The organism is Gibbsiella greigii (assembly GCF_039540155.1).
Classification (GTDB): domain Bacteria; phylum Pseudomonadota; class Gammaproteobacteria; order Enterobacterales; family Enterobacteriaceae; genus Gibbsiella; species Gibbsiella quercinecans.
Map to the genome: position 1 here is coordinate 12914 of NZ_BAABEM010000050.1, position 21122 is coordinate 34035.

General features: G+C 54.6%; 14 protein-coding genes. 6 read left to right on the top strand and 8 right to left on the bottom strand.

What is annotated here, in order from left to right; genetic code table 11:
* Positions 1 to 480 precede the first annotated feature (480 nt).
* The 4 genes from AC559G_RS21860 to AC559G_RS21875 are packed head-to-tail and all read left to right on the top strand — an operon-like array spanning position 481 to position 5239.
* Complete coding sequence (locus AC559G_RS21860; RefSeq protein WP_498914665.1) at positions 481 to 2493, top strand: TonB-dependent receptor; 2013 nt, start codon at positions 481 to 483, stop codon at positions 2491 to 2493.
* On the top strand, positions 2493 to 3485 hold the full coding sequence (locus tag AC559G_RS21865; RefSeq protein WP_498914667.1) for a TroA family protein: 993 nt from the start codon (positions 2493 to 2495) through the stop codon (positions 3483 to 3485). Before AC559G_RS21860 ends, AC559G_RS21865 begins: the two co-directional genes overlap by 1 nt.
* Positions 3466 to 4215 carry a class I SAM-dependent methyltransferase gene (locus AC559G_RS21870; RefSeq protein ID WP_498914668.1) on the top strand — a complete coding sequence of 250 codons (750 nt, stop codon included), beginning with the start codon at positions 3466 to 3468 and terminating at the stop codon, positions 4213 to 4215. Before AC559G_RS21865 ends, AC559G_RS21870 begins: the two co-directional genes overlap by 20 nt.
* Before the next feature lies 1 nt (position 4216).
* On the top strand, positions 4217 to 5239 hold the full coding sequence (locus AC559G_RS21875; RefSeq protein WP_498914670.1) for a FecCD family ABC transporter permease: 1023 nt from the start codon (positions 4217 to 4219) through the stop codon (positions 5237 to 5239).
* A 38-nt stretch (positions 5240 to 5277) separates the two neighbouring features.
* Here the strand turns inward: AC559G_RS21875 and AC559G_RS21880 are convergent, their stop codons facing one another.
* From AC559G_RS21880 to AC559G_RS21905, 6 genes are all read right to left on the bottom strand, one after another.
* Positions 5278 to 6258 (bottom strand): fimbrial protein, encoded by a 981-nt coding sequence (locus AC559G_RS21880; RefSeq protein WP_498914672.1) that lies wholly within the window; start codon positions 6256 to 6258, stop codon positions 5278 to 5280.
* Positions 6259 to 6268: 10 nt separating this feature from the next.
* Positions 6269 to 8821, bottom strand: a complete 2553-nt coding sequence (locus tag AC559G_RS21885; RefSeq protein WP_498914674.1) for a fimbria/pilus outer membrane usher protein — start codon at positions 8819 to 8821, stop codon at positions 6269 to 6271.
* 32 nt (positions 8822 to 8853) lie between these two features.
* Positions 8854 to 9534: a fimbrial biogenesis chaperone gene (locus AC559G_RS21890; protein ID WP_498914676.1), complete on the bottom strand. Its 681-nt coding sequence runs from the start codon at positions 9532 to 9534 to the stop codon at positions 8854 to 8856.
* A gap of 100 nt (positions 9535 to 9634) precedes the next feature.
* Positions 9635 to 10156, bottom strand: coding sequence for a fimbrial protein (locus tag AC559G_RS21895; protein WP_346081468.1), 522 nt, complete (start codon positions 10154 to 10156; stop codon positions 9635 to 9637).
* Positions 10157 to 10710: 554 nt separating this feature from the next.
* Positions 10711 to 12360: a fumarate hydratase gene (gene fumA / locus AC559G_RS21900; protein WP_498914678.1), complete on the bottom strand. Its 1650-nt coding sequence runs from the start codon at positions 12358 to 12360 to the stop codon at positions 10711 to 10713.
* A 120-nt stretch (positions 12361 to 12480) separates the two neighbouring features.
* Positions 12481 to 13992 (bottom strand): anion permease, encoded by a 1512-nt coding sequence (locus AC559G_RS21905; protein ID WP_498914870.1) that lies wholly within the window; start codon positions 13990 to 13992, stop codon positions 12481 to 12483.
* Positions 13993 to 14747: 755 nt separating this feature from the next.
* Between AC559G_RS21905 and AC559G_RS21910 the strand changes: the two genes are divergently transcribed.
* Positions 14748 to 17519, top strand: a complete 2772-nt coding sequence (locus AC559G_RS21910; RefSeq protein ID WP_498914872.1) for a flavocytochrome c — start codon at positions 14748 to 14750, stop codon at positions 17517 to 17519.
* 101 nt (positions 17520 to 17620) lie between these two features.
* Positions 17621 to 18586, top strand: coding sequence for an FAD:protein FMN transferase (locus AC559G_RS21915; RefSeq protein ID WP_498914679.1), 966 nt, complete (start codon positions 17621 to 17623; stop codon positions 18584 to 18586).
* Positions 18587 to 18683: 97 nt separating this feature from the next.
* Here the strand turns inward: AC559G_RS21915 and dcuR are convergent, their stop codons facing one another.
* The gene (gene dcuR / locus AC559G_RS21920; protein WP_095847144.1) at positions 18684 to 19403 is read right to left on the bottom strand and encodes a two-component system response regulator DcuR; all 720 of its coding nucleotides are present in this window, start codon (positions 19401 to 19403) and stop codon (positions 18684 to 18686) included.
* The gene (locus AC559G_RS21925) at positions 19400 to 21031 is read right to left on the bottom strand and encodes a sensor histidine kinase (RefSeq protein WP_498914681.1); all 1632 of its coding nucleotides are present in this window, start codon (positions 21029 to 21031) and stop codon (positions 19400 to 19402) included. The genes dcuR and AC559G_RS21925 overlap by 4 nt, the downstream gene beginning before the upstream one ends.
* Positions 21032 to 21122: the final 91 nt, after the last annotated feature.

A 21122-nucleotide genomic window follows, 5' to 3' on the forward strand; every position in this document is an offset into this window, starting at 1 on the left:
CTCACTTAAGAATAAAAGATTATGTTTACTGATCTGCGTATACATCTGCCATTAAAACAGATTTTCATTCATGATAACTTGCGGTTATATCAGTATACCAAGAAATATATTCATGCCTGAAGAAAAGTGAGCAAGATATTAATCTAACGGTTTATTGACGAGTATAACAACGCTAAAAGCATTAAGTTAATCAAAAAAAACACAATAAAAACAACATAATAATAAAGAAATTGGTGAGGGATATTTATTTTTACCACACCAATAAATTTCAATTTAAATATAAAAAAACACCAAATGGTTATTCCTGCACTGGCGTTAGTCTTGCTATGTTCCGTATTACTCCACGGATCGATGGCATTGCACAATTTATTTTTACCTCGGGAAACGACAACGATGAAATTACCCCTATTTTTGGTGGCAGTTACTGTTGCAATCAGCCTGGCACCGAATGCTTTTGCTACCACAGCCACAGAAACACTGGTGGTCACCAGTACAGAGGCAAGCAGCTATCCCGCCGCTTCTGATTCAGGCATGCTGGCCGTGGGGTCCAGCTCCAGGCTGGAATTAACCGATAAAGAAATACCGCGCCATACCGAAACCATCAGCCAAAAAACCTTCGCGGCGAAAGGTAAACGCACGCTGACGGAGGTTGTCGAAACCGCCCCAGGGTTATCCGGCACCACCTCCCCCACCCAGTCAAACAGCGTTTCCCTGCGGGGGTTTATGCCGGTTTCCTGGCTTTATGATGGCGTGGAAGTCCCTGGCAGCACCATCCAGGGCGGCGATCCGGTGCATTATGAAAATATCGATGTGCTGTACGGCACGGGTTCGGTCATCAACGGCCTGAGTTCGGCCGGCGGCAGCATTAACCTGATCCCCCGCCGGGCATCATTCAGTGCGCAGCCCGTCGAGCTGGATTACGCCTGGTCGAGTTTCGCCAGCCATCGCGCCCATCTCGGGGCGGGCGGTGCGCTGATAGATAAACTGGCGGCCGGCCTCGTGGATATCAGCGCAGCCAGCATGGGTAGCCAGGTTGAAGGCGAGCGCCAGCGCCCGCAGCGGGTAACCGCCGCCCTGCTGCTAACGCCGACCGACAATATCCAGTTGGCGTTTAACCTTGATCGCATGCTGAGTGACACACATGACCCCTATTTCGGCACGCCGCTGATCGATGGCAAGGTTGATAAGAGCTTACGCCACACCAACTACAACAACCTGGAAGACGCCTGGATCCGCAGCCAGGCAACATCGTTCCAGGCAACACAGTCATGGTTCGCCACGCCGGAACTGTCGTTTGAAAATAAATTCTATTATTACAAAGGGTTTCGTGAATGGCATAACGCCGAACGTTATTATCCGTCAGCGGCGCAGCCGGGCTATATCACCCGTGATTCCTTCGGGGATATCGCCCATGATGACAAGCTAACGGGCAACCGCACCACGGTTACTCTTGCCAGGCCCCTCGGCGCCATGGAAAACCGTGTGGTGGCCGGCGTGGATTTCAACAAACGCGAGTTTCAATATTACTCTAACGGCTTTGCTGGCGAAGATACCGTGCCGCTCGTCAACCCGCCGAAAACCCCGTTTAGCAGCGGCAATGCCCCGGGCCGCGCCCCTACCCGCCATATCACGCAAAATCAGTATGCGCTGTTTATTGAGGATAAGCTGTACCTCACGGAAGCCTTCGCCCTGCTAGGCCAGGCCCGTTATACCCACCTGGACATGGACTGGAATTTCCAACAGCAAAACCAGAGCGTTAATCATCGCTACAGCTTTCTCACCGCGGCTATCGGCCCAAGCTGGGACATCACCGAAAACATCACGTTGTACGCCAACTACGCCACGGGTAAAGAACCGGGCAGCGATCTGTTTTTTATCAGCGCGGCGCAAACCGCGCTGCCGCTTACCGCCGTGCAACAATATGAGGCCGGCGTGAAGGGCAGCTTTTGGGCCAAACGCGGCGAAGTCAAGCTGGCGGTGTATAACCTGCAGAAAAAGAACCTGTATCAACAGGATGCGCTGCAGACCGATGTCTGGCACGCAGTCGGCAAACAGACATCTAAAGGCATCGAGCTAAGCGGTTCACTTCAGCCACTTAGCGGCTTAACGCTGGCGGGCAACCTGGCCTATACCCATGCCCGTTTTGATGAGTATCAGCAAGGCACGCAAAACCTTTCCGGCAAAACGCCGCGCTATGTGCCGCAATGGACGGCAAACCTGTCGGGCCGCTACATGGCGACGCAACGCCTGGGCCTTGGCGCACAGCTCCACTACGTGGGCAGCAGCTATAACGACGATGCCAACAGCAACAAAATGGGCGAATACATCACGGCTGATTTGGCAACGGACTACGCACTGCTGCCGGGCGTTACTGTGGGCGCACGGGTACGTAACCTCACCGATCGCTTCTATAGCTGGCAACGCACGTATTCCACGCAGATGCTGATCGCACCGGGCCGCAGCTATGAAGCATTCGTCAATATGCGCTTTTAATGATGCGGCATCTGATCTTGTGCATGGCGTTGCTGGCAGCAAGCGCTGTCAGCCCGGCACGTTCTCTGGTGCTGACAAATTGCGGCCAGCAATGGCACTTTGACCGTGTGCCCGAGAGAACGATTGTTTACTCCCATTCCACACTGGAGAACCTGTTGGCTCTGGAGTTGGGCTCATCCATTATCAGCGTGGTCGGGTACAGCAAAGAGCAGGACATTGCGCCTTCTCCTTGGACGACGGCGGCAAAGCTGAAAGCACGCTTTGACAGTGCGCCCTGGTCGGGCGAAGCCTTGCTGGCCGCACGGCCGGATTTCATCTATTCCGGCAGCTTCTATTGGTTCAACAGCCCAGAAACCCCCAACCGGCATCGCCTTGCCGGCTGGGGGATTGCAACCTGGCTTAGCGAGAGCGTCTGCCACGGGCTGCAAAGCGGGCTTCAAACGCCACTGACCTTCGCCGGCATTTTTGCGGAAGTGCGCAACATCGCCCGCATCTATGGCGTTCAGCCACGCGCTGAAAACCTGATCCAACAACTGCAACGGCAGGTAGACGCCGAGCTGCAAAAGGCCCGCCAACTGCCCGCCCAACGCATCCTCTGGTGGTATTCCGGTATCGGCACTCCTTTTGTCGCGGGCAGCCACGGTGCGCCAGCGCTGCTCACCGATGCCATCGGCAGCCGGAACGTCTTCGCCGACAGCCCGGCGCTTTGGCCCGCCATGTCCTGGGAGGTTATCGCCGAGCGGGATCCCGATCTGCTGATCATTGGCGATCTGCGCCGGGCCCAACCGGGCGACAGCGCGCAAGAAAAAATCGCCTTTCTTGAAAACAACCCGTTAACCGCAGGCATGAAGGCCGTGCGGGAGAAACGCTACATCATTTTACCGGGCTACGACATGGATCCCTCCGTCAGATCCATTCTGGCCCTTAAACGCCTGGTATCGCAGATGCGATCATTAACAGAGGAAGATGAAAATGGCTTTTCCAGCCCGTGAGTTACTGAACAATTGGGACGCGCAACAAAGCGCTTATATTGCACATCGTGAGGCGCGTTTTGCCGCGGTGCTTGACGTATTGGCCATGACGTTTGGCGATGATTTCCACGTCATGGATATTGGCTGCGGCCCAGGCTCCTTCAGCCTGCGTTTACTGAACCGCTTCCCACAGGCGCGCGTAACGGCGATAGATCTCGATCCGCTGCTGCTGAAGGTGGCCGAAGAAGCCTTGAGCGAACATCGCCAGCGCATTGATTTCATCCACGCGGATATTGCATCGCCGGCCTGCTTCAGCGCCATCACCGATAAGCCGCAAGCCGTGGTCTCCAGCACCGCCATTCACTGGCTGATGCCGGAGCAGCAGACCGTGCTTTACCGCGCCATCGCCCATGTGCTGGTCGAAGGCGGCGTCTTCATGAATGCCGATCATCAGCGCTTTGATACACGTAGCCCCCGCCAGAAGGCCCTGGCTGAAATGCACGACGAACACACCCAGCAACAGGCCTGGCAACAGGGGACGCCAGACTGGGACACCTGGTTTGATGATGCGCTGAAATACGCCCCGCTACAGGCGTTGCGCTCGGAGCGCGAGCAGGCGTTTGCCGGCAGGCCAATGCCGGTGCCGACCGGCATTAACTTCCAGCTTGCCATCCTGCAACAGGCGGGCTTTGCCGAGACGGGTACCGTCTGGCAGTTCCTTGATGACTACGTGATTGCCGGCTGGAAGTAGCGTGAAGCGCCAATGGTTGCACTCCCTCGCCCTGCGCCTGTGTTGCCTGGCGTTCTGCCTGCTGCTGGCGCTTTGTTTGGCGGTGATGCATGGCCCGGTCGTCTTTTCGCTAAAAGAGGTGGTGAAGGCAGTGCTGGCCGGATATTGGCAGAGCGATACGGAAGGCACGTTGCATCAGCGCATTGTCTGGTCTTTACGGTTGCCCAGAACCTTACTAGCGGCGCTGGCGGGCGCCGCGCTGGCGCTCACAGGCACGGTATTGCAATCGCTGACGCGCAACGCACTGACCGATCCCTGGGTGCTGGGGATCTCTTCGGGGGCTGGCGCGGGAGCCGTCGTGGTCATCGCAGCCGGCTGGAGCATTGGCTGGGCGGCGGTTCCCGCCGGCGCCTTCTGCGGCGCCATGGTGGCCTTTGCGCTGGTGCTGCTGTTGGCACGCCGTTCCCTGTCTGGCCCATCGAGCCAGGTCGTCTTAACCGGCGTGGCCGTAACACAATTGCTTTCGGCGTTCACGTCATTAATCACGCTCTGGAAAACCGACGCGGATACCACGCGGGGTGTGATGTTCTGGCTATTGGGATCGTTTGCTCAGGCCGACTGGCTGCAGGTCGGCCTTTGCGCACTGGTGCTGGTTGCGGTTTTTCTGCTGTGCGGCTGGCACGCGATCGCGCTGGATGTGCTGTCTTTCGGCAGCGCCACGGCGCAGTCGCTGGGGGTGGCGGTGGGGCCGCTCAAGCTGCTGATGTACTGCCTGACAACGCTGCTGACCGCCGTGATTGTTTCCTGCTGCGGCGCCATCGGGTTTATTGGGCTGACGGTGCCGCATATCGCGCGCATCGTCATCGGCCACCGCCATCGCTGGCTGCTGCCGGGTGCGATGCTTTGCGGGGCCATCGTAGCCGTGATGGCGGATACCCTGGCGCGCACGCTCTTTGCACCGCGGGAACTGCCAGTTGGCATTTTAACAGCATTGCTGGGCGTGCCGGTGTTCCTGTTGCTGATCGCCCGTAGCCAACCCAGATAATGCCCCCTGGCGCCGGGCTGAATGCCCGGCGATACCGCTTAGCGATACGTCATGGTAAAGGTCGCATTCCCGTTTGCCACCCCAGGCGTAATCGTCGCCAGGGTTTGGTAATAGCGCGCCACCATCGGTATGCTGAACGCACCGTCAGCCGTCACCGTACCGGCACTGAACGCCGTCCCCAGGGTTATCGGGCTGCTGTTGTATAAAAGCTGGATACCCACGCCAGTTGCCGCACTGCTGGAACCCGCCGCGGAAGACAGCGCAAGAACCCCCTGCGCATTGCTCGCATCATTGGTGCCATCGATTTGAATATTCACTTTGGTGCTGGCGTCGCAGTTCAGATCGACGCTGAAGTTCTTGCTCCCTTCCGCAGGCGTTGAGCCGACCCCGGTAAACAATTGCTTCTTAACATCGCCCATGTTGACCGTGATATTGGTGTTGTTAACCGAGCAGGCAACGGCTTTTACGCTCCCCCCGGTAATGTTGGTGACCAGGCCGTCGAAGTAGCTGCCGGAACTGGTCATAAACTGCATTTTACCCGCCGTCCCGGTTGTCAGCGCACCGGAGGTGATCGGCCCGGTTTTTATCAACTCAAGCGTCACGGTGGCGGAGTCAACAATCGATGTCGTCACCGAAGCCGAATAGTTTATCGGCTGGGCCGGGTTGGCATAGTAGGTGCCCGCGCGGCTTATCCTGATACCCACCCCGGCGAGGTTAGTGGGATAGATATTGTTGCCCAGCGCGGTGCCGGAACCATAAGCCAGCACAAATTTACGTACATAGGTTGAGGCAGTACACACCGCCACTTGCTGGGCCGTATTTGTAGTGTTCGCCGTGGCGATAACCGAGCCGACGGCCGCATCGCGCTGTACCAAAACGCTGCCAAAATTGACGGACTGATTGAGCGGGGTTGCGCTCCCTGTCGTGCAGTTCGCTGCCAGGCTATCGGCGGCGTAACCTAAAAACAGAGAAAGCGGTAATAAACAACGCAACAAACCCAAAGCTTTAAAATGACGCATTATCCCTATCCTATTTGCACGTAGCGGTTAGACGTTGTACGGATGAGGCGTTCTCTTTCTCCGTAGGCAACACAATATCGGCAATACACCGCTGGCTTTCGCCTTCTCCCCAAATGACTTTCAACTTGCTCTTTTCCGGCATCCCGCTTAAATAAACCTGGCTATTGGCATCCACGATACCGCTGCTGGTGCTATCCTCCGGCGCGATCAGGCTGACCATGGCGCCAAAGGGGATATTTCCGCCATCGTGTTTTAAGGTCAGCATAATTCGGCTACCCAAACGCGTTTGGAAATCAGCCAGCACAACGGCCCCCTGCGTTGGGATCACCGTGCGCGTATTGGTATCGATATCAACATCTTCCGCTAATGTCTCGGTATCAATCGCAATACGGTTTTTGCGGTAGGTGGTCACATACGGCACCACGGTATAGCCACGCCAGTCGGTGTATACCCCGGTATTATTTTGCACGTGTACGCCGGCAGCGCCCGGCGCCCTGACCAGTGACAGCGTTTCGCCTAATGCCTGGGACAGGGTTACGCCATACGGGTGAACCAACAGCCCACCTTGCAAGCCATAGTTGATTTGCTGTGAGTACTTGTTGTAGTTGTAACCGGCGTTGACTTCACCATAGGTACTCTTATAGCTGGCGGATGCCAGGCCGCTGGCGCCCGCACCGCGGTTGCCATAGCTTTGCTGCACGTTATAGCTCAGGTTGTTATCCGCCAGCGCGGTGCCGCTTAGCCCAACCGACTGCTCGGCTTTGCCGTGTTTATCGACGTTGGTGGTTGAAGTTGCCCAGCTGTTTGGCAACCACTTGCTTAATGGGATCTGCACCGCGAAGGAAAAGATCTGATCGTTACCGTCGCCGCTCGGCGCTTGCGTATAGCTATAGCTGAGGCTGTAGTTGATGCCGTCATGGCCGAAGTTATACCCGGCGCCCAGGTTGCGTTCATAACCGCTCTGCCGCCAGAAATCCTGCTGATAGCCGGAAATATAAATATTCCCCGCGTCGCCAATGGACTGGCTGACGTTAAGCTGCACACGGCTTCTTTTATTGTAATTTACCCGCCAGGCTTCACCTTTCGTCGCTTCCAGCTCATTGGCTTCGGTGAAGTCATAATAACCACTGGTCGAATAGCGATAGCCCGCCAGAGTAAACGAGGTGCCGCTTTCAGCAATATCTTTGGAATATTGAAAACGCAGCGATTGCCCCTGGTGATTGCCTTCGTGCTCCAGCCGGGTGCGCGCCTCGGTGACATCGAAAGACAATGACCCCAGATCGCCAAAGCCGTGGCCCACGCCAAGCAAGAAAGAAAGATAGTCTTTGGAGGATATCTGCCCGGCATACACCGAAGTGTCGCCCGGTAGCCCGTAGATCAGGCTGGCCTGGGTAAAGTTGGGTTCACGGGCGCCGTTCAACAGCGAACGGTATTTCCCCACGCTCACGCCATATTTCAACCGGCCTTCACGCTGCATGATCGGCACTGCGGAATAGGGTTGAATGAATTTTCTTTCTTGGCCGTTGGCTTCTTTCACCGTGACTTCAAGGTTGCCGCTCGAGGAAGTGGGGTAAAGATCGCTGATAGCAAAAGCGCCGGGCGTCACGTAAGTCTGATAGATGACATAGCCATTTTGCCGTATCGTCACCTGCGCATTGCTTTGGGCAATCCCACGCACCACCGGTGCAAAGCCACGCAGGCTGTCAGGCTGCATATTGTCATCCGAGGCCAACTGCACGCCGCGAAATTGCACGCTGTCGAAGACATCGCTCGGCGTGTAGGCATCGCCGGCGGTAAACTGCCCTTTCACGCGCTCAACGTCATGCTGCACATAGGTATTGATACTTTTCCACTGTGAGCCGGAATTGTCGCTATTGATATAGGTCGAGTAATTGCGCAGGCGCCATCCCCCCAGGTTCAGGCCGCTGCGCAGGTTAAGATAATAGTTGTTGGTACTATTATTCTCTTCACCGCGGTTTTTCTTATCGTAACGGCTATTCGCCCCGGTGAAGGCATAGTTCAGCATTAACGCATTAATCCCCTGATCCCAGAGTTTGGCGTCAACATAGCCACGGGCCTGCTGATCCATAAAAATCTGGGGAACGGTGATGTCCAAACGTTGCTGCCCGAAATTCAGCTTGGCATTGGCATCGGGAATATAGGCGCCAAGGTCGGTGATTTGCTCGCCGCCGGCCAACCCCAGCAACTTATCGGAAGCCGAGGTGCGTACCCCCAGCTGTTTTAATCGGTCCGGTGTGAGTACAGGCTTCAATCCCTTATCGGTGTCAACGAACGTCACATCCGCCACATCCATAATTTCCCCGTTGAGATAGATATCAACGCGGTAAGTACCGGGCGCCTGTTCCCCTTCCTGGCTAAAATGATCGAGGCTGACGTTTTGCACGCCGGGGTGATCGCTGTGCAAAGCATCGGGGTTAAAATAATCTTGAGAGAAAGAATCCGCGGCGTAAGCACTTAGTGCTACTGAAACAATCAGGGCTATCGGCCGGATTCGGTACAAATTTTTATCTTTGTTCTTGAAACACCCTCCTTTGCGCTGCATCACCTGCTCCTTATGAAATTCTGTTCAAAAAATTAAATACCCGCTTCAGCGACGGACGAAATCCCGCCAAAGTCGTTGATCGCACGCCAACTCACTTTGCCGTTGGCCGCGGCGTTCTCATGCCATTGCCGGGTTGATTTAGGCGCGATCATTCCAGGTTCAGCGATTTCCCTGCCGTTTATTTTCAGGCTATAAAAGGAGATGTAATACGGCGTATCATTGCGAGCCTGCAGTTTCCCCTGGGCCGAACTGAACTTCAGTTCTTTAAAAGCCTCATCGGCATTGCCAGGTAATTTCGCCGGGCGATAAAACATCTTAATGCGTGTATTGACCGTAATTTGCAGCTGGTTCACTGCGTGCGGATCGGATGAGGGGATAGATTTCACATTGACGATATATGCTGATTCTTTATCGTCCGGTATAGCACCGCCGACGCGGACGATCCTGACGATATTTTCCTGCCCGGCATCCAGACGAAATAAAGGCGGTGTGATAATGAAAGGGACCTGGCTTTTATCATTGTCATCAACATTATCAAACCAAGATTGAATCAGGTAAGGTTTACTTTTATCAGGGTTGCTGATTGATAAGGATGCTTCTCTTTTACTTGCATCGTAAACAACCCGCGTTCCCCCAACGACGATGCCAGCCTGTGCCTGGGCAACGCCTAACAGGCCGATCATAATAATAAGGTTCTTTTTCCAGAGGCTCACGAGACTCTCCCTATCCTAGCCATTAATTAACCAGCCTAATTTTATATTCTTAACTAAGCAGTTGGCGTAATCAGCCAACTGCTTAGGCTACAAATAATACTTAGTTATAATTAACGGTGAAGTTAGTTACCGAGTTTGCCGTACCGGTACCGACAGACGAAGCCGTTGCCATGTATTTAGCAACAAAGTTCAGCACATTCGGGCCTTCAGTGGTGATAGTTTGTGATGCAGAAGCAGAAGCAACCGGGATTTGCGTGGTGCTGTCGGCTTCATACAGGGCAACCCCGACGTTGGTCGCGGTTTGGCCGCTACTCAGCGCTAGGATGGACTGATTGGTGGCGTTGGTGGTGCCGTCAAATTTAACGCTGGCCTGGGTAACGGTCTGCGGGCAGTTGGTCAAATTAATAGAGAATTTGGTTGGGGCGGCAACGTCACCCGCAGCAGCAAAAGCCTTGGCGCTTACATTGCCCAGGTTTACGGTCTGATTTGCTGATGCAGTATCTACAGTACATGCCTGATCGGTAATATTACCGGTGAAATTAATCGTCCCGTCTGCAGCTTGTGCGATGTTGAATAATAACGCCGCGCTAGCAATGGCCGCTGCTGTAAATTTAATTTTCACAATATATCTCCTTGATAACGATCTTATTCATAGCCATGAGGTGAGTATTTCCTGAAGCGATGCGATTTATGCCCCAATAAATATTGCATCACAATCCGCATCGATTAATAGCTTAGCCGACACGATAAAGATATGTTCATCAATAGAGGAAAAGTGAAATATTCAGAATGATAAGGCCAATAACTAAAAACAAACAAATGAAAAATTCAAATTTAGTCAACAATCCGAAAACAATATCTTAGAAAAAACGTCAAAGCATCATTGTCAATGTGAAAAATAAAAAAATAATCATGGGTAATATTCTTAATAAATAAAATCCATCATACTTTATTTATGGTAAATATCCTAAAAGAACTTAACATGCATAAAGATATAAAAGTGAAACATATCCCCATTAAATGGTTTATTTATCGCATCATATAATTATCAATAAAAGTAAAAAGCAGTGGGGCGATGAAGGTTTATTATTACACCCAAAATAATTCGAGTTGCAGGTGATAAAAAGCCGCCTGGTCACCAAGGCGGCTTATTGACTTATGCTTCACATCGTGGGATTACTTGATGCCGCAACCGGCGCATTTATCATTTTGGATCTGTTGGAAAAAGTCATTGCCTTTATCATCCACCAGAATAAACGCCGGGAAGTTCTCAACTTCAATTTTCCAAATGGCTTCCATACCCAGCTCCGGATATTCCACACATTCCAGGCTCTTGATGCTCTGCTGCGCCAGCACCGCCGCTGGGCCGCCGATGCTGCCCAGGTAGAAGCCACCGTGTTTGTGGCAGGCATCGGTCACCTGCTGGCTGCGGTTGCCTTTCGCCAGCATGATCATGCTGCCGCCGTTGGCCTGCAACAGGTCAACGTAGGAATCCATACGCCCGGCGGTGGTTGGCCCCAGAGAACCTGAAGCATAACCCTCCGGCGTTTTGGCCGGGCCGGCGTAGTAGATCGGGTGATCTTTCACATACTGCGGCAGCCCTTCACCGTTATCCAAGCGCTCTTTCAGCTTCGCATGGGCAATATCACGCCCCACGATAATGGTGCCGCTCAGCGACAGGCGGGTGGAAACCGGGTATTGCGAAAGTTGCTTGAGGATCTCGCTCATCGGGCGGTTCAGATCCACCTTGATGGCATCCCCCTCGCCCGCCTGGCGCAACGCTTCTGGAATATAGCGTGCCGGGTTGCTTTCCAGTTTTTCGATCCAGATCCCTTCGCGGTTGATCTTCGCTTTGATATTACGGTCAGCCGAACAGGACACCCCCATGCCGAGCGGGCAAGAGGCACCGTGGCGCGGCAGGCGGATTACGCGGATATCGTGGGCGAAATATTTGCCGCCGAACTGCGCGCCTAACCCCAGGTTCTTCGCTTCTTCCAGCAGTTCCTGCTCCAGTTGCACGTCGCGGAACGCCTGGCCATGTTCGTTGCCTTCGGTTGGCAGCCCATCATAATAACGGGTGGAAGCCAGCTTGACGGTTTTCAGCGTGGCCTCTGCCGACGTACCGCCGATCACGAAGGCAATATGGTATGGCGGGCAAGCCGCGGTGCCCAGCGTGCGCATTTTATCCACCAGGTAGTTTTTCAGTTTGCCCGGCGAAAGCAGCGCTTTGGTTTCCTGGTACAGGTAGGTTTTGTTGGCGGAGCCGCCGCCCTTCGCCATGCACAGGAACTTGTACTCGTCACCATCCACGCTGTAGAGATCGATCTGCGCCGGCAGGTTGGTGCCGGTGTTCACTTCTTTATACATGTCCAGCGCGGCGTTTTGCGAATAGCGCAGGTTATCTTCGGTGTAGGTGTTGTACACACCGCGGGTCAGCGCTTCTTCATCGCCACCGCCGGTCCAGACGCGCTGGCCTTTTTTACCCATGATGATCGCCGTGCCGGTATCCTGGCAGGTAGGCAGAATGCCTTTGGCGGCGATTTCAGAGTTGCGCAGGAACTGCAGCGCCACGTACTTGTCGTTTTCGCTGGCTTCGGGATCGTCAAGAATCGCAGCGACCTGCTGCTGGTGGGAAGGGCGCAGCATAAAGGCGGCATCGTGGAAGGCCTGTTGCGCCAGCAGGGTGAGCGCTTCAGGTTCAACTTTCAAAATCGGCTGCCCTTCAAACTCACCCAGCGATACGTGTTCGCGGCTCAGCAGGTAGTATTCCGTTTCATCTTTCGCGAGGGGGAACGGCGCCTGGTAATGGAATGGTTTATTTGACATTGTGCTCTCACTTTATTATCAGTGGCCGCCGTGGCTTGGCTTATTCACCGGGAAGCACGCCGGCGGCATCAAGTTTGGATAGCTTAGCGGCCAGCCCATCACCGGGCTAGCCGCATTAATTCAGAACATCATCGTCATCCACGGATAACCGATCACCAGCAGGCCAATCAGGAAGATTGCGCCAAAGATAGTGCCCAGCCGCCAGTAGTCGCCGGTCGGCAGGTAACCGCTGCCGTAGTAAATCGGGCTTGGGCCGGTGCCGTACGGGGTGATGATCCCCATAATCCCCAGCGACGTCACCATCATCAGGCAGAACACCGGCATATTCATGCCAGGGATAGTCGCGCCGATGGTCAGTACGGCCGGCAGCAATGCCGTGGTGTGTGCAGTGTTGCTAGCAAACAGGTAGTGCAGCAGATAGAAGGCCACCACCAATACGATGCACGCCGTTCCAGGGGCAATACCGCTCAGCAGCGCGCCGCCCTCTTTGCCCAGCCAGGAGATAAAGCCGGTCGACGACAGGCCATCAGCCAACGCCACCAGGGTGGCGAACCACACAAAGGTATTCCAGGCGGCTTTGTTGCCGGTAATGTCGCTCCACTCCAGTACCCCGGTCCACAGCATCAGGCTGACGATCAGCAATGCTGCCATCGCCGGCTCAATCCAATTGGCAGCGAAGATCCACATCACCAGCGCACAGCACACGAACACCAACAGCAGGATTTCATTGCGGGTCAGCTTGCCCAGTTTGATCAGTTCCTGTTGCGCCCAGCGCGGCACTTCGTCGTTAAATTTTACTTCCGGCGGATAGAGCCAGTAAGCCAGCAGCGGCATACCCAGGATCAGGATCACGCCCAGCGGCAGGAAGGCCAGGAACCAGGTGCCCCAGGAAATGGTGATGCCGACAATGCTTTTCACCAACGCCAGCGCCAACAGGTTCGGCGCCAGCGCAGACAGGAACATGGAGCTGGTGATACAAGCCGAGGTAATAGCCACCCACATCAGGTAAGAACCAATCTTGCGGGCGCTCGGATCGTTCGGTTTGGAACCGTACAGCGGCGGCAGGTTGGCGATAATCGGGTAAATCGTCCCACCGCTGCGCGCGGTGTTGGATGGCGTGAACGGCGCCAGCAGCAGATCCGCAAAGGTGATGGCATAACCCAGCGTCAGGCTACGGCGGCCGAGATATTTCACCAGGATCAGCGCCAGGCGGCGGCCGAAACGGGTTTTATCGTAGCCGGCGGCAAACATGAAGGCGCCGAAGATCAACCACACGGTAGAGTTGCTAAAGCCGCTCACCGCCCATTTGAAAGATTGCGTCGCCAACTTAAAGTTGGGCGCGGCCATTTGTTCGGGGCTAAACAGCACCCATTGGCTGGCCAGTGCGATGATCACCACACCGCTCAGGCCAATCACGGCGCCAGGCTGCGGCTCAAAGATCAGGCCGATAATGACGCCCACGAAAATAGCGAAAAAATACCACGCATGCGGCGCCAGCCCGGAAGGAACCGGCACCAGCAACAGCAGCACGGCAACCACTATCGGCAACAGTGTAAAGATCAGGCGGTTTTTCTTGCCGCTTGATGCTTTGTTGGCCGCGTTAGGATCGGCCGTTTTGCTTTTCGATTTCATCGTCATTGAAATAGTCATGGTCATTATCTACAAGTAGTTAAGAATCTTTTTTTCTGCCCAGCGCGTTTTGGCGGTTTGCTTTGATAAAGCATCAGGCACCGTGCCCTGGGGGAATACATTCTGTGACTTCTTTAATTTTTTTACTTTTTTTAGTTTTTTAATGCTGACAAATTAATTATCCCCGACGCGCATATTTTGCTATCGGAAGAAATAAATGATCTGAATGTTATTTATTAGTATAACCATTTTTCGATATTTACAGCAGTTGATCTTGATCAAGAAACAACGGTATAAAATAAAAATTAGTTAACTTGAAAATATGATGGCCTTTTTTAAGTGGGCTGTCATCACCGAGATATTTTTCGTTACATCAAAGTAACCATTGTGGCTAAAAGTGCCGAAAACAGTGGGGATGACACATTTCGATCATCTAAACACATTACATAAAATGCTGACAAACCCAGTAATGATGCGGTTTCGCGCCTTCAGACAAAATACATTTAGCCCGTTTTTGGATAAGTAATTAAAATGTTAATCGTTATTAAATATGTAACCTTTTTATTTTAAAACTGATAATAACCAATCTCACCGCGTGAATCATCCTCCGTAAATAGTTATTTAACTAATGTAATCAATTTTGAAACTAAAAACACAATACTATTAGTTGTATGAAATCGACGAGAAATAAAACGAAAAATAGGCGTCCGATAACGAATTTAAAGAATTCTAATTTTTAAATTTTGGAGTTGATGAGTATGAACAGTCACGATCAATTACTGAGCCCATTTACCCTTCCCAACGGTACTCAGCTTAAAAACCGTATTTTAATGGCGCCAATGACGACCTGCACCGGGTATTTTGACGGTAGTGTCACCAGTGAACTGGTGGGATACTACCGCGAACGCGCCGGCAGCATTGGGACAGTCATCGTCGAGTGCGCCTTTGTTGATGATAAAGGACTGGCATTCCCAGGCGCCATCGGCATCGACAGCGACGACAAAATCGCGGGGCTGCGTAAAATCGCCCAAGCGATTCAGGCCAAAGGCTCCAAAGCCGTGCTGCAGATCTATCACGGCGGCCGTATGGTGGAACCTTCTCTGATCGGCGGCCGCACGCCGGTTGGCCCAAGCGCCATCGCCGCCCCGCGTGACGGCGCCGCAACGCCCAGCGCTTTGACCACGCAGGAAGTGGAAGAGATGGTCGGTAAATTTGGCGAGGCGGTACGTCGCGCCATCAAGGCCGGCTTTGACGGCGTGGAAATCCACGGCGCCAACACCTACCTGATTCAGCAGTTCTTCTCTCCGAACTCCAACCAGCGTGACGATGAATGGGGCGGCAGCCGTGAGAAACGCGCCAGATTCCCACTGGCGGTGCTGGAAGCCACCCATAAAATGGTGCGCCAGTATGCCGATCCTTCCTTCATCATCGGTTACCGCTTCTCACCAGAAGAAATCGAAGTACCGGGCATCCGCTTCGACGACACCCTGTACCTGCTGGAACAGCTGGTGGAACTGGGGCTGCACTACCTGCACTTCTCAATGGGTTACACCCTGCGCCCGTCCATCGTCGATACCAACGACGCAACGCCGCTGATTAAAAAATACGTGGCCATGCGTTCAGAAAAACTGGCGCAGGTACCGATCATGGGCGTCGGCGGCGTGGTCAACAGCACCGATGCGGAAGAAGCTATTGAACACGGTTACGATCTGGTGGCCGTGGGTAAAGCCTGCATCGCCTACCCAGATTGGACCGATCGCATCAGCCACGGCGAAACGCTGGAACTGTTCATCGACAGCACCCAACGTGAAGCGCTGACCATCCCGGAACCGCTGTGGCGTTTCTCGCTGGTGGACGCGATGATCCGCGATATGAGCATGCCGACCGGTAAATTCAAAAGCGGTGTGTTCCAGGAAAAAGTCCAAGATGAAGCCAACGAACTGCTGATCAACGTCAGCCTGGAAACCGATCGCATCGCCGATATCGAACTGGCCGAACAGCCAGAGCTGGATGTGTCCTTCGTTTCCAGCTTCGAAGTGATCCGCTCACGCATTCTTGACGCCAACAGCCCGCACGTAGACGCGGTCAGCGGCGCCACCACCCAGAGCGAAGCGGTGAAAAAAGCCGTCACCAAGGCCATCGCCAAATCCTGCAAAGCCATGGCGCTGGAAGAAGGCACCCTGGAGCCGCCACGCTACGACGTGGTGGTGATTGGCAGCGGCGGCGCCGGCCTGGCGGCAGCCATTCAGGCCAGCGACCACGACGCCAGCGTGCTGATTATCGAGAAAATGCCGACCATCGGCGGCAACACCATCAAGGCCTCGGTGGGGATGAACGCAGCGGAAACCCGCTTCCAGAAACTCAAAGGCATCGCTGACAGCAAAGAGCTGTTCTATCAGGAAACCCTGAAAGGCGGCAAAAACAAAAACAACCCGGCACTGCTGCACCGCTTCGTTGAAAACGCGCCGGAAGCCATTGAATGGCTGGCAGACCGCGGCATTGTGCTGAACGACATCACCATCACCGGGGGAATGAGCATCGATCGTACGCACCGCCCGGCGGATCGCTCTGCGGTGGGCGGCTTCCTGATTAGCGGCCTGGTACGCAATATCAACCAGCGTGAAATCGACGTGATGATGGATACCGACGTAAGCGAGATCCTGATGGAAAACGGCGCTGTCAGCGGCCTGCGCGTGGTGAACGATGAGAACGAAACCCAAACGGTTTACACCAAAAGCATCGTCATGGCGTCCGGCGGTTTCAGCGCCAACCAGGAAATGGTGGTGAAATACCGCCCGGATCTGGCAGGCTTCGTGACCACAAACCACCCAGGTGCGACCGGTAGCGGCATCGCCCTGCTGGAGCACATCGGCGCTGGCACCGTGGATATGGGGGAAATCCAGATCCACCCGACCGTGGAACAAACCACCTCATACCTGATCTCCGAAGCAATACGCGGCGGTGGCGCCATCCTGGTCAACCAGAAGGGCGAGCGTTTCTTCAATGAAATGGAAACCCGCGACAAAGTCTCCGCGCAAATCATCGGGCTGCCGGAAAAATACGCCTATATCGTCTTTGATGAGCAGGTGCGGATGAACAACAAGGCCGCAGACGAATACATCAGCCGCGGGTTTGTGATCAGCGCAGACAACCCACGCGCACTGGCGGACAAGTTGGGGATGGATATGCACGCCTTCCTGGCGACGCTGGAGCGCTACAACCTGTTTGTTGAAAAACAGGATGACGAAGACTTCGGCCGTAAAACCGCATTGCGCCACCCGATCAATCAGGGGCCGTTCTACGCCATCCGCATCGCCCCGGGCGTGCACCACACCATGGGCGGGGTAACGATTAACACCAACACCGAGGTGCTGGATGCCAACCAACGGGTGATCCCTGGCGCTTACGCCGCCGGTGAAGTGGTCGGCGGTATCCACGGTGGTAACCGTATCGGCGGCAACGCCGTCGCCGATATCATTATTTTCGGTACTATGGCTGGCCGTAACGCCGCTTCCTGGGCGCGCCGTTAATCACAGGCCGCCAGCGCCCCGCCAGGGGCGCTGGCTTCGCACCTCTCCCTACGCCAAAATGGGTCAGGCTCTTTACGCCGTCAACCAGCCAGGATCCCGCTATGCCATCTGAAGCCCGCGTCTATTCCTATTCTGCCGTTTTGATGGGCTCTCCCATCCTGCTCAAACTGTTCGAAGATAACCAACCGGTTGCCGCCGCCGTTTTCCGGCTGATTAAACAGCAGGAAGATCTGCTGACGGTAAACCGCGCGCACTCCCAGATCATGAGCATCAATCAGGCCGCTGGCCGGCATCCGGTCGTGGTCAGCCCGCCGGTTTTTCGCCTGATTCAGCGCGCCAGGGCGGTCAGCCTGCTGGAAAACAGCAGCTTTAACTTCACCATCGGCCCGCTGGTGAAGCGCTGGAAAATCGGCTTTCAAGGCAACAGCGTGCCGCCACAGCACGAACTGCAGGCGCTGCTGGCGCTGACCAACCCGGCCAACGTGATCCTCAATGCCAACGAATGCTCGGTGTTGCTCGAAAAACCCGGCATGGAAATCGATCTTGGCGCCATCGCCAAAGGCTACATTGCCGATTTGGTGCGGGATTTATTACAACGCCAGCAGATCCGGCATGCGCTGATCAACCTGGGCGGCAATGTACAAACTCTCGGCGCGCCGCCGCACGGCGAGCAAAACGCCTGGGCGATTGGCCTGAAAAAACCTTTCGCCGACGCGGAGTCGATGATTGGCGTGATCAATGTGGCCGGTAAATCGGTGGTGACATCGGGCATTTACGAACGTTACTTTGAGCTGGATGGGCGGTTGTATCACCATATCCTCGATCCACGCACCGGCTATCCGCTTGATAACGAGTTGCTGAGCGTCACCATCATTTCAGAAGACTCGATCGACGGGGATATTTACACCACCCTGCTGTACGGCATGGGGGTTGAACAGGGGCTGGCCTACGCGGCAAGCCTGCCGCACATTGAAGCGATCTTTGTCACCAAGACGAAGCGTGTGCACCTCTCCTCGCAGCGGCAGTTCCATTTTACCCTGCTTGACGACAGCTACACGCTGGCGTAAACCGCGCAAACGCGCCGTCAGGCGCGTAATATCCAGCGGCCAACAAAAAAGCCGCAGCGTTATCCGCTACGGCTCTCTAAACCGGCTTAACCGGCGGTTACTGGCAGTACTGCTGTAATAATGCGATGTGTTCCGCCTGCACACGGTAGCGGTATACCGGCCGGCCGGTGGCGCCATAGTGGATACTGGTGAACAGAATATTGATTTCTGTAAGCCAGATCAGGTATTTACGGCAGGAAACACGCGAGATATTCACCGCCGCTGCCAGTTCATCCGTGGAAAACTCAATCCCCGGGTGCGCATCAATCCACAGGCAGATGGTGCGCAGGGTTTGCGGCGTTAAACCTTTCGGCAACCGCTTGGTATCCGGCGCCGCCGGCTGGTTACCGTGGATCAACCGGTCCAGATCCGATTGCTCATAGTACTGCTGGTTATCCATCAACGCCCTTTTTTGCTTCCAGGCGGTTAGCGCCTCTTCAAAGCGGGCAAACTGGAACGGCTTAATCAGGTAGTCAACCACCCCATAGTGCAGCGACTTTTTGATCGTCTCCACGTCCGCCGCGGAGGAAATCATAATCACATCAATCGGGCGGCGAGAACTGCGCAGCACCGGCAGCAGATCCAAGCCGTTATCCTGCTGCATATACACATCCAGCAAAATCAGATCAATCGGGTGTTGCGGGTTTAACACCATCGCCTTGGCCTGCTCAAGCGTTGAGGCGATACCACAGCATTTGAACCTGGGGATCTGAGCGACATAGCAGCGGTTAAGCTCTGCGACCATCGCATCATCATCGACTATTAAAACATTGATCACGTGCCTGTCCTCTCACTATCCCAGGGGAGTTGTATATAAAATTGGGTATACACGCCCGGTTCAGATTCCACGGTAATGGAACCGCCCAGGCTCTCTACTTGCTGCTTGGCCAGAAAAAGACCCACGCCGCGGTTTTCGCCTTTCGACGAGAAGTCCTTTTCAAAGATGGCCTGCAGGTGTGCCGCCGGGATCCCTGGCCCATCATCGCTCACCTCACAGGTGAGCCATCCGTTCTGATAATGCAACAGCACGCTCACTTCGCCATCGGCCTGCCCCTGCATGGCATCCAGTGCGTTCTCGGTCAAATTCCCCAGTGCGGTAATCAGCACCGCCACCTGCTTTTCATTGTCGTTATCCGGCAGGTGGGAATCTTCCATGAGGGTTAAGTGCAGCCCGCTATCCCGGGCCCGGTTGATCTTGCCTAACAAGAAGCCGGCGATCACGGGGGACTTGATTTTTAACTGCAGGGAGCCGATTTCTGCCTGGTAGTTATTGGCGGTTTTAATGATGTAATCTTCAAGCTGGGCGTAGCTTTTCATATGCAGCAGGCCAAGAATCACATGCAGCTTGTTCATGAATTCATGCGAGCGTTCACGCAGCGCATCCACGTAGTTTACCATGCCGCTCAGGCGCTGCATCAGTTCGCTGACCTCCGTCTTATCCCTGAAGGTACAGATCGCGCCGATAATCTTGTTGCCGCTGCGCACCGGGACGGTGTTAATCAACAGCAGCCGCTCCTTAAAATTGATTTCCTCATCTTGTACTGGTTGGCCGGTGCGCAACACCTCACGCAGCGAAGCGAGCAGGCCGGCGGAATCGCCGCTGCCGTCGGCCAGTGTGCCAGGGGCGCTGCTGCTGCCCAACAGCATCTGCCGGGCCGCCTGGTTGGTCAGGGTGACGCGCGCACTCTCGTCCACCGCAATCACCCCCTCTTTTATCGACAGCAGCATCGCCTCATGCTGCTCAAAAAGCTGCGAAATATCATAGGGCTCTAAGCCGAAGAGGATCCGCTTGAGCACCAGCACAATCGCCCAAATGCCCAGGCTGCCGACCAGAGCGCCGAATAATACCGTCCAAAGGATGCTCCAGCGGCTGGTGTTAATCTGCTGGCTGACCTGGCTTAGCGAGATACCGACCACCACCACACCGATCTGCCGCTTCTGGCTATCATAAACCGGGGTGAAAACCCGCAGCGCCTCCACCAGCACCCCGTGGTTCACCGCCACGTTCTCACGCCCCCGCAACGCAGAATCAATATCACTGCCGATAAAACGGCGATTAATCAGGTTGGGGTTGGGATGGGAGTAGCGAACGCCGTCCATGTTGGTGACAACCACAAACAACAGGCCATTACGTTTTCGCACCGCACTGGCGATCGGTTGAATAATGTTGCTGTCGACAGGCTGCGTCAGCCCGCGCTGTATTTCCGGCGAGTCCGCCAGGGTGCGGGCGAACGCCAGCGCCACATCCTTGACGCCGTCGCGGGTCACATGGCTTATTTGAAAGAAATACAGCGTATGAACCACCAGCAACACCGAGACGATCACGGCACTGACCATCAGCGTGACAAAGAGGCTAAATTTCATCGGGCGCTTACGCACCGGCAGAAGTTCTTGCGAGTCGCTCATTAGTGCCCAATACAGTGAAGGCCAAGCGGCTATTATCACCGATGCCGCGCATTTGTTAAAGACAGAGCGTAAAATGTGCCGCACCAACCAG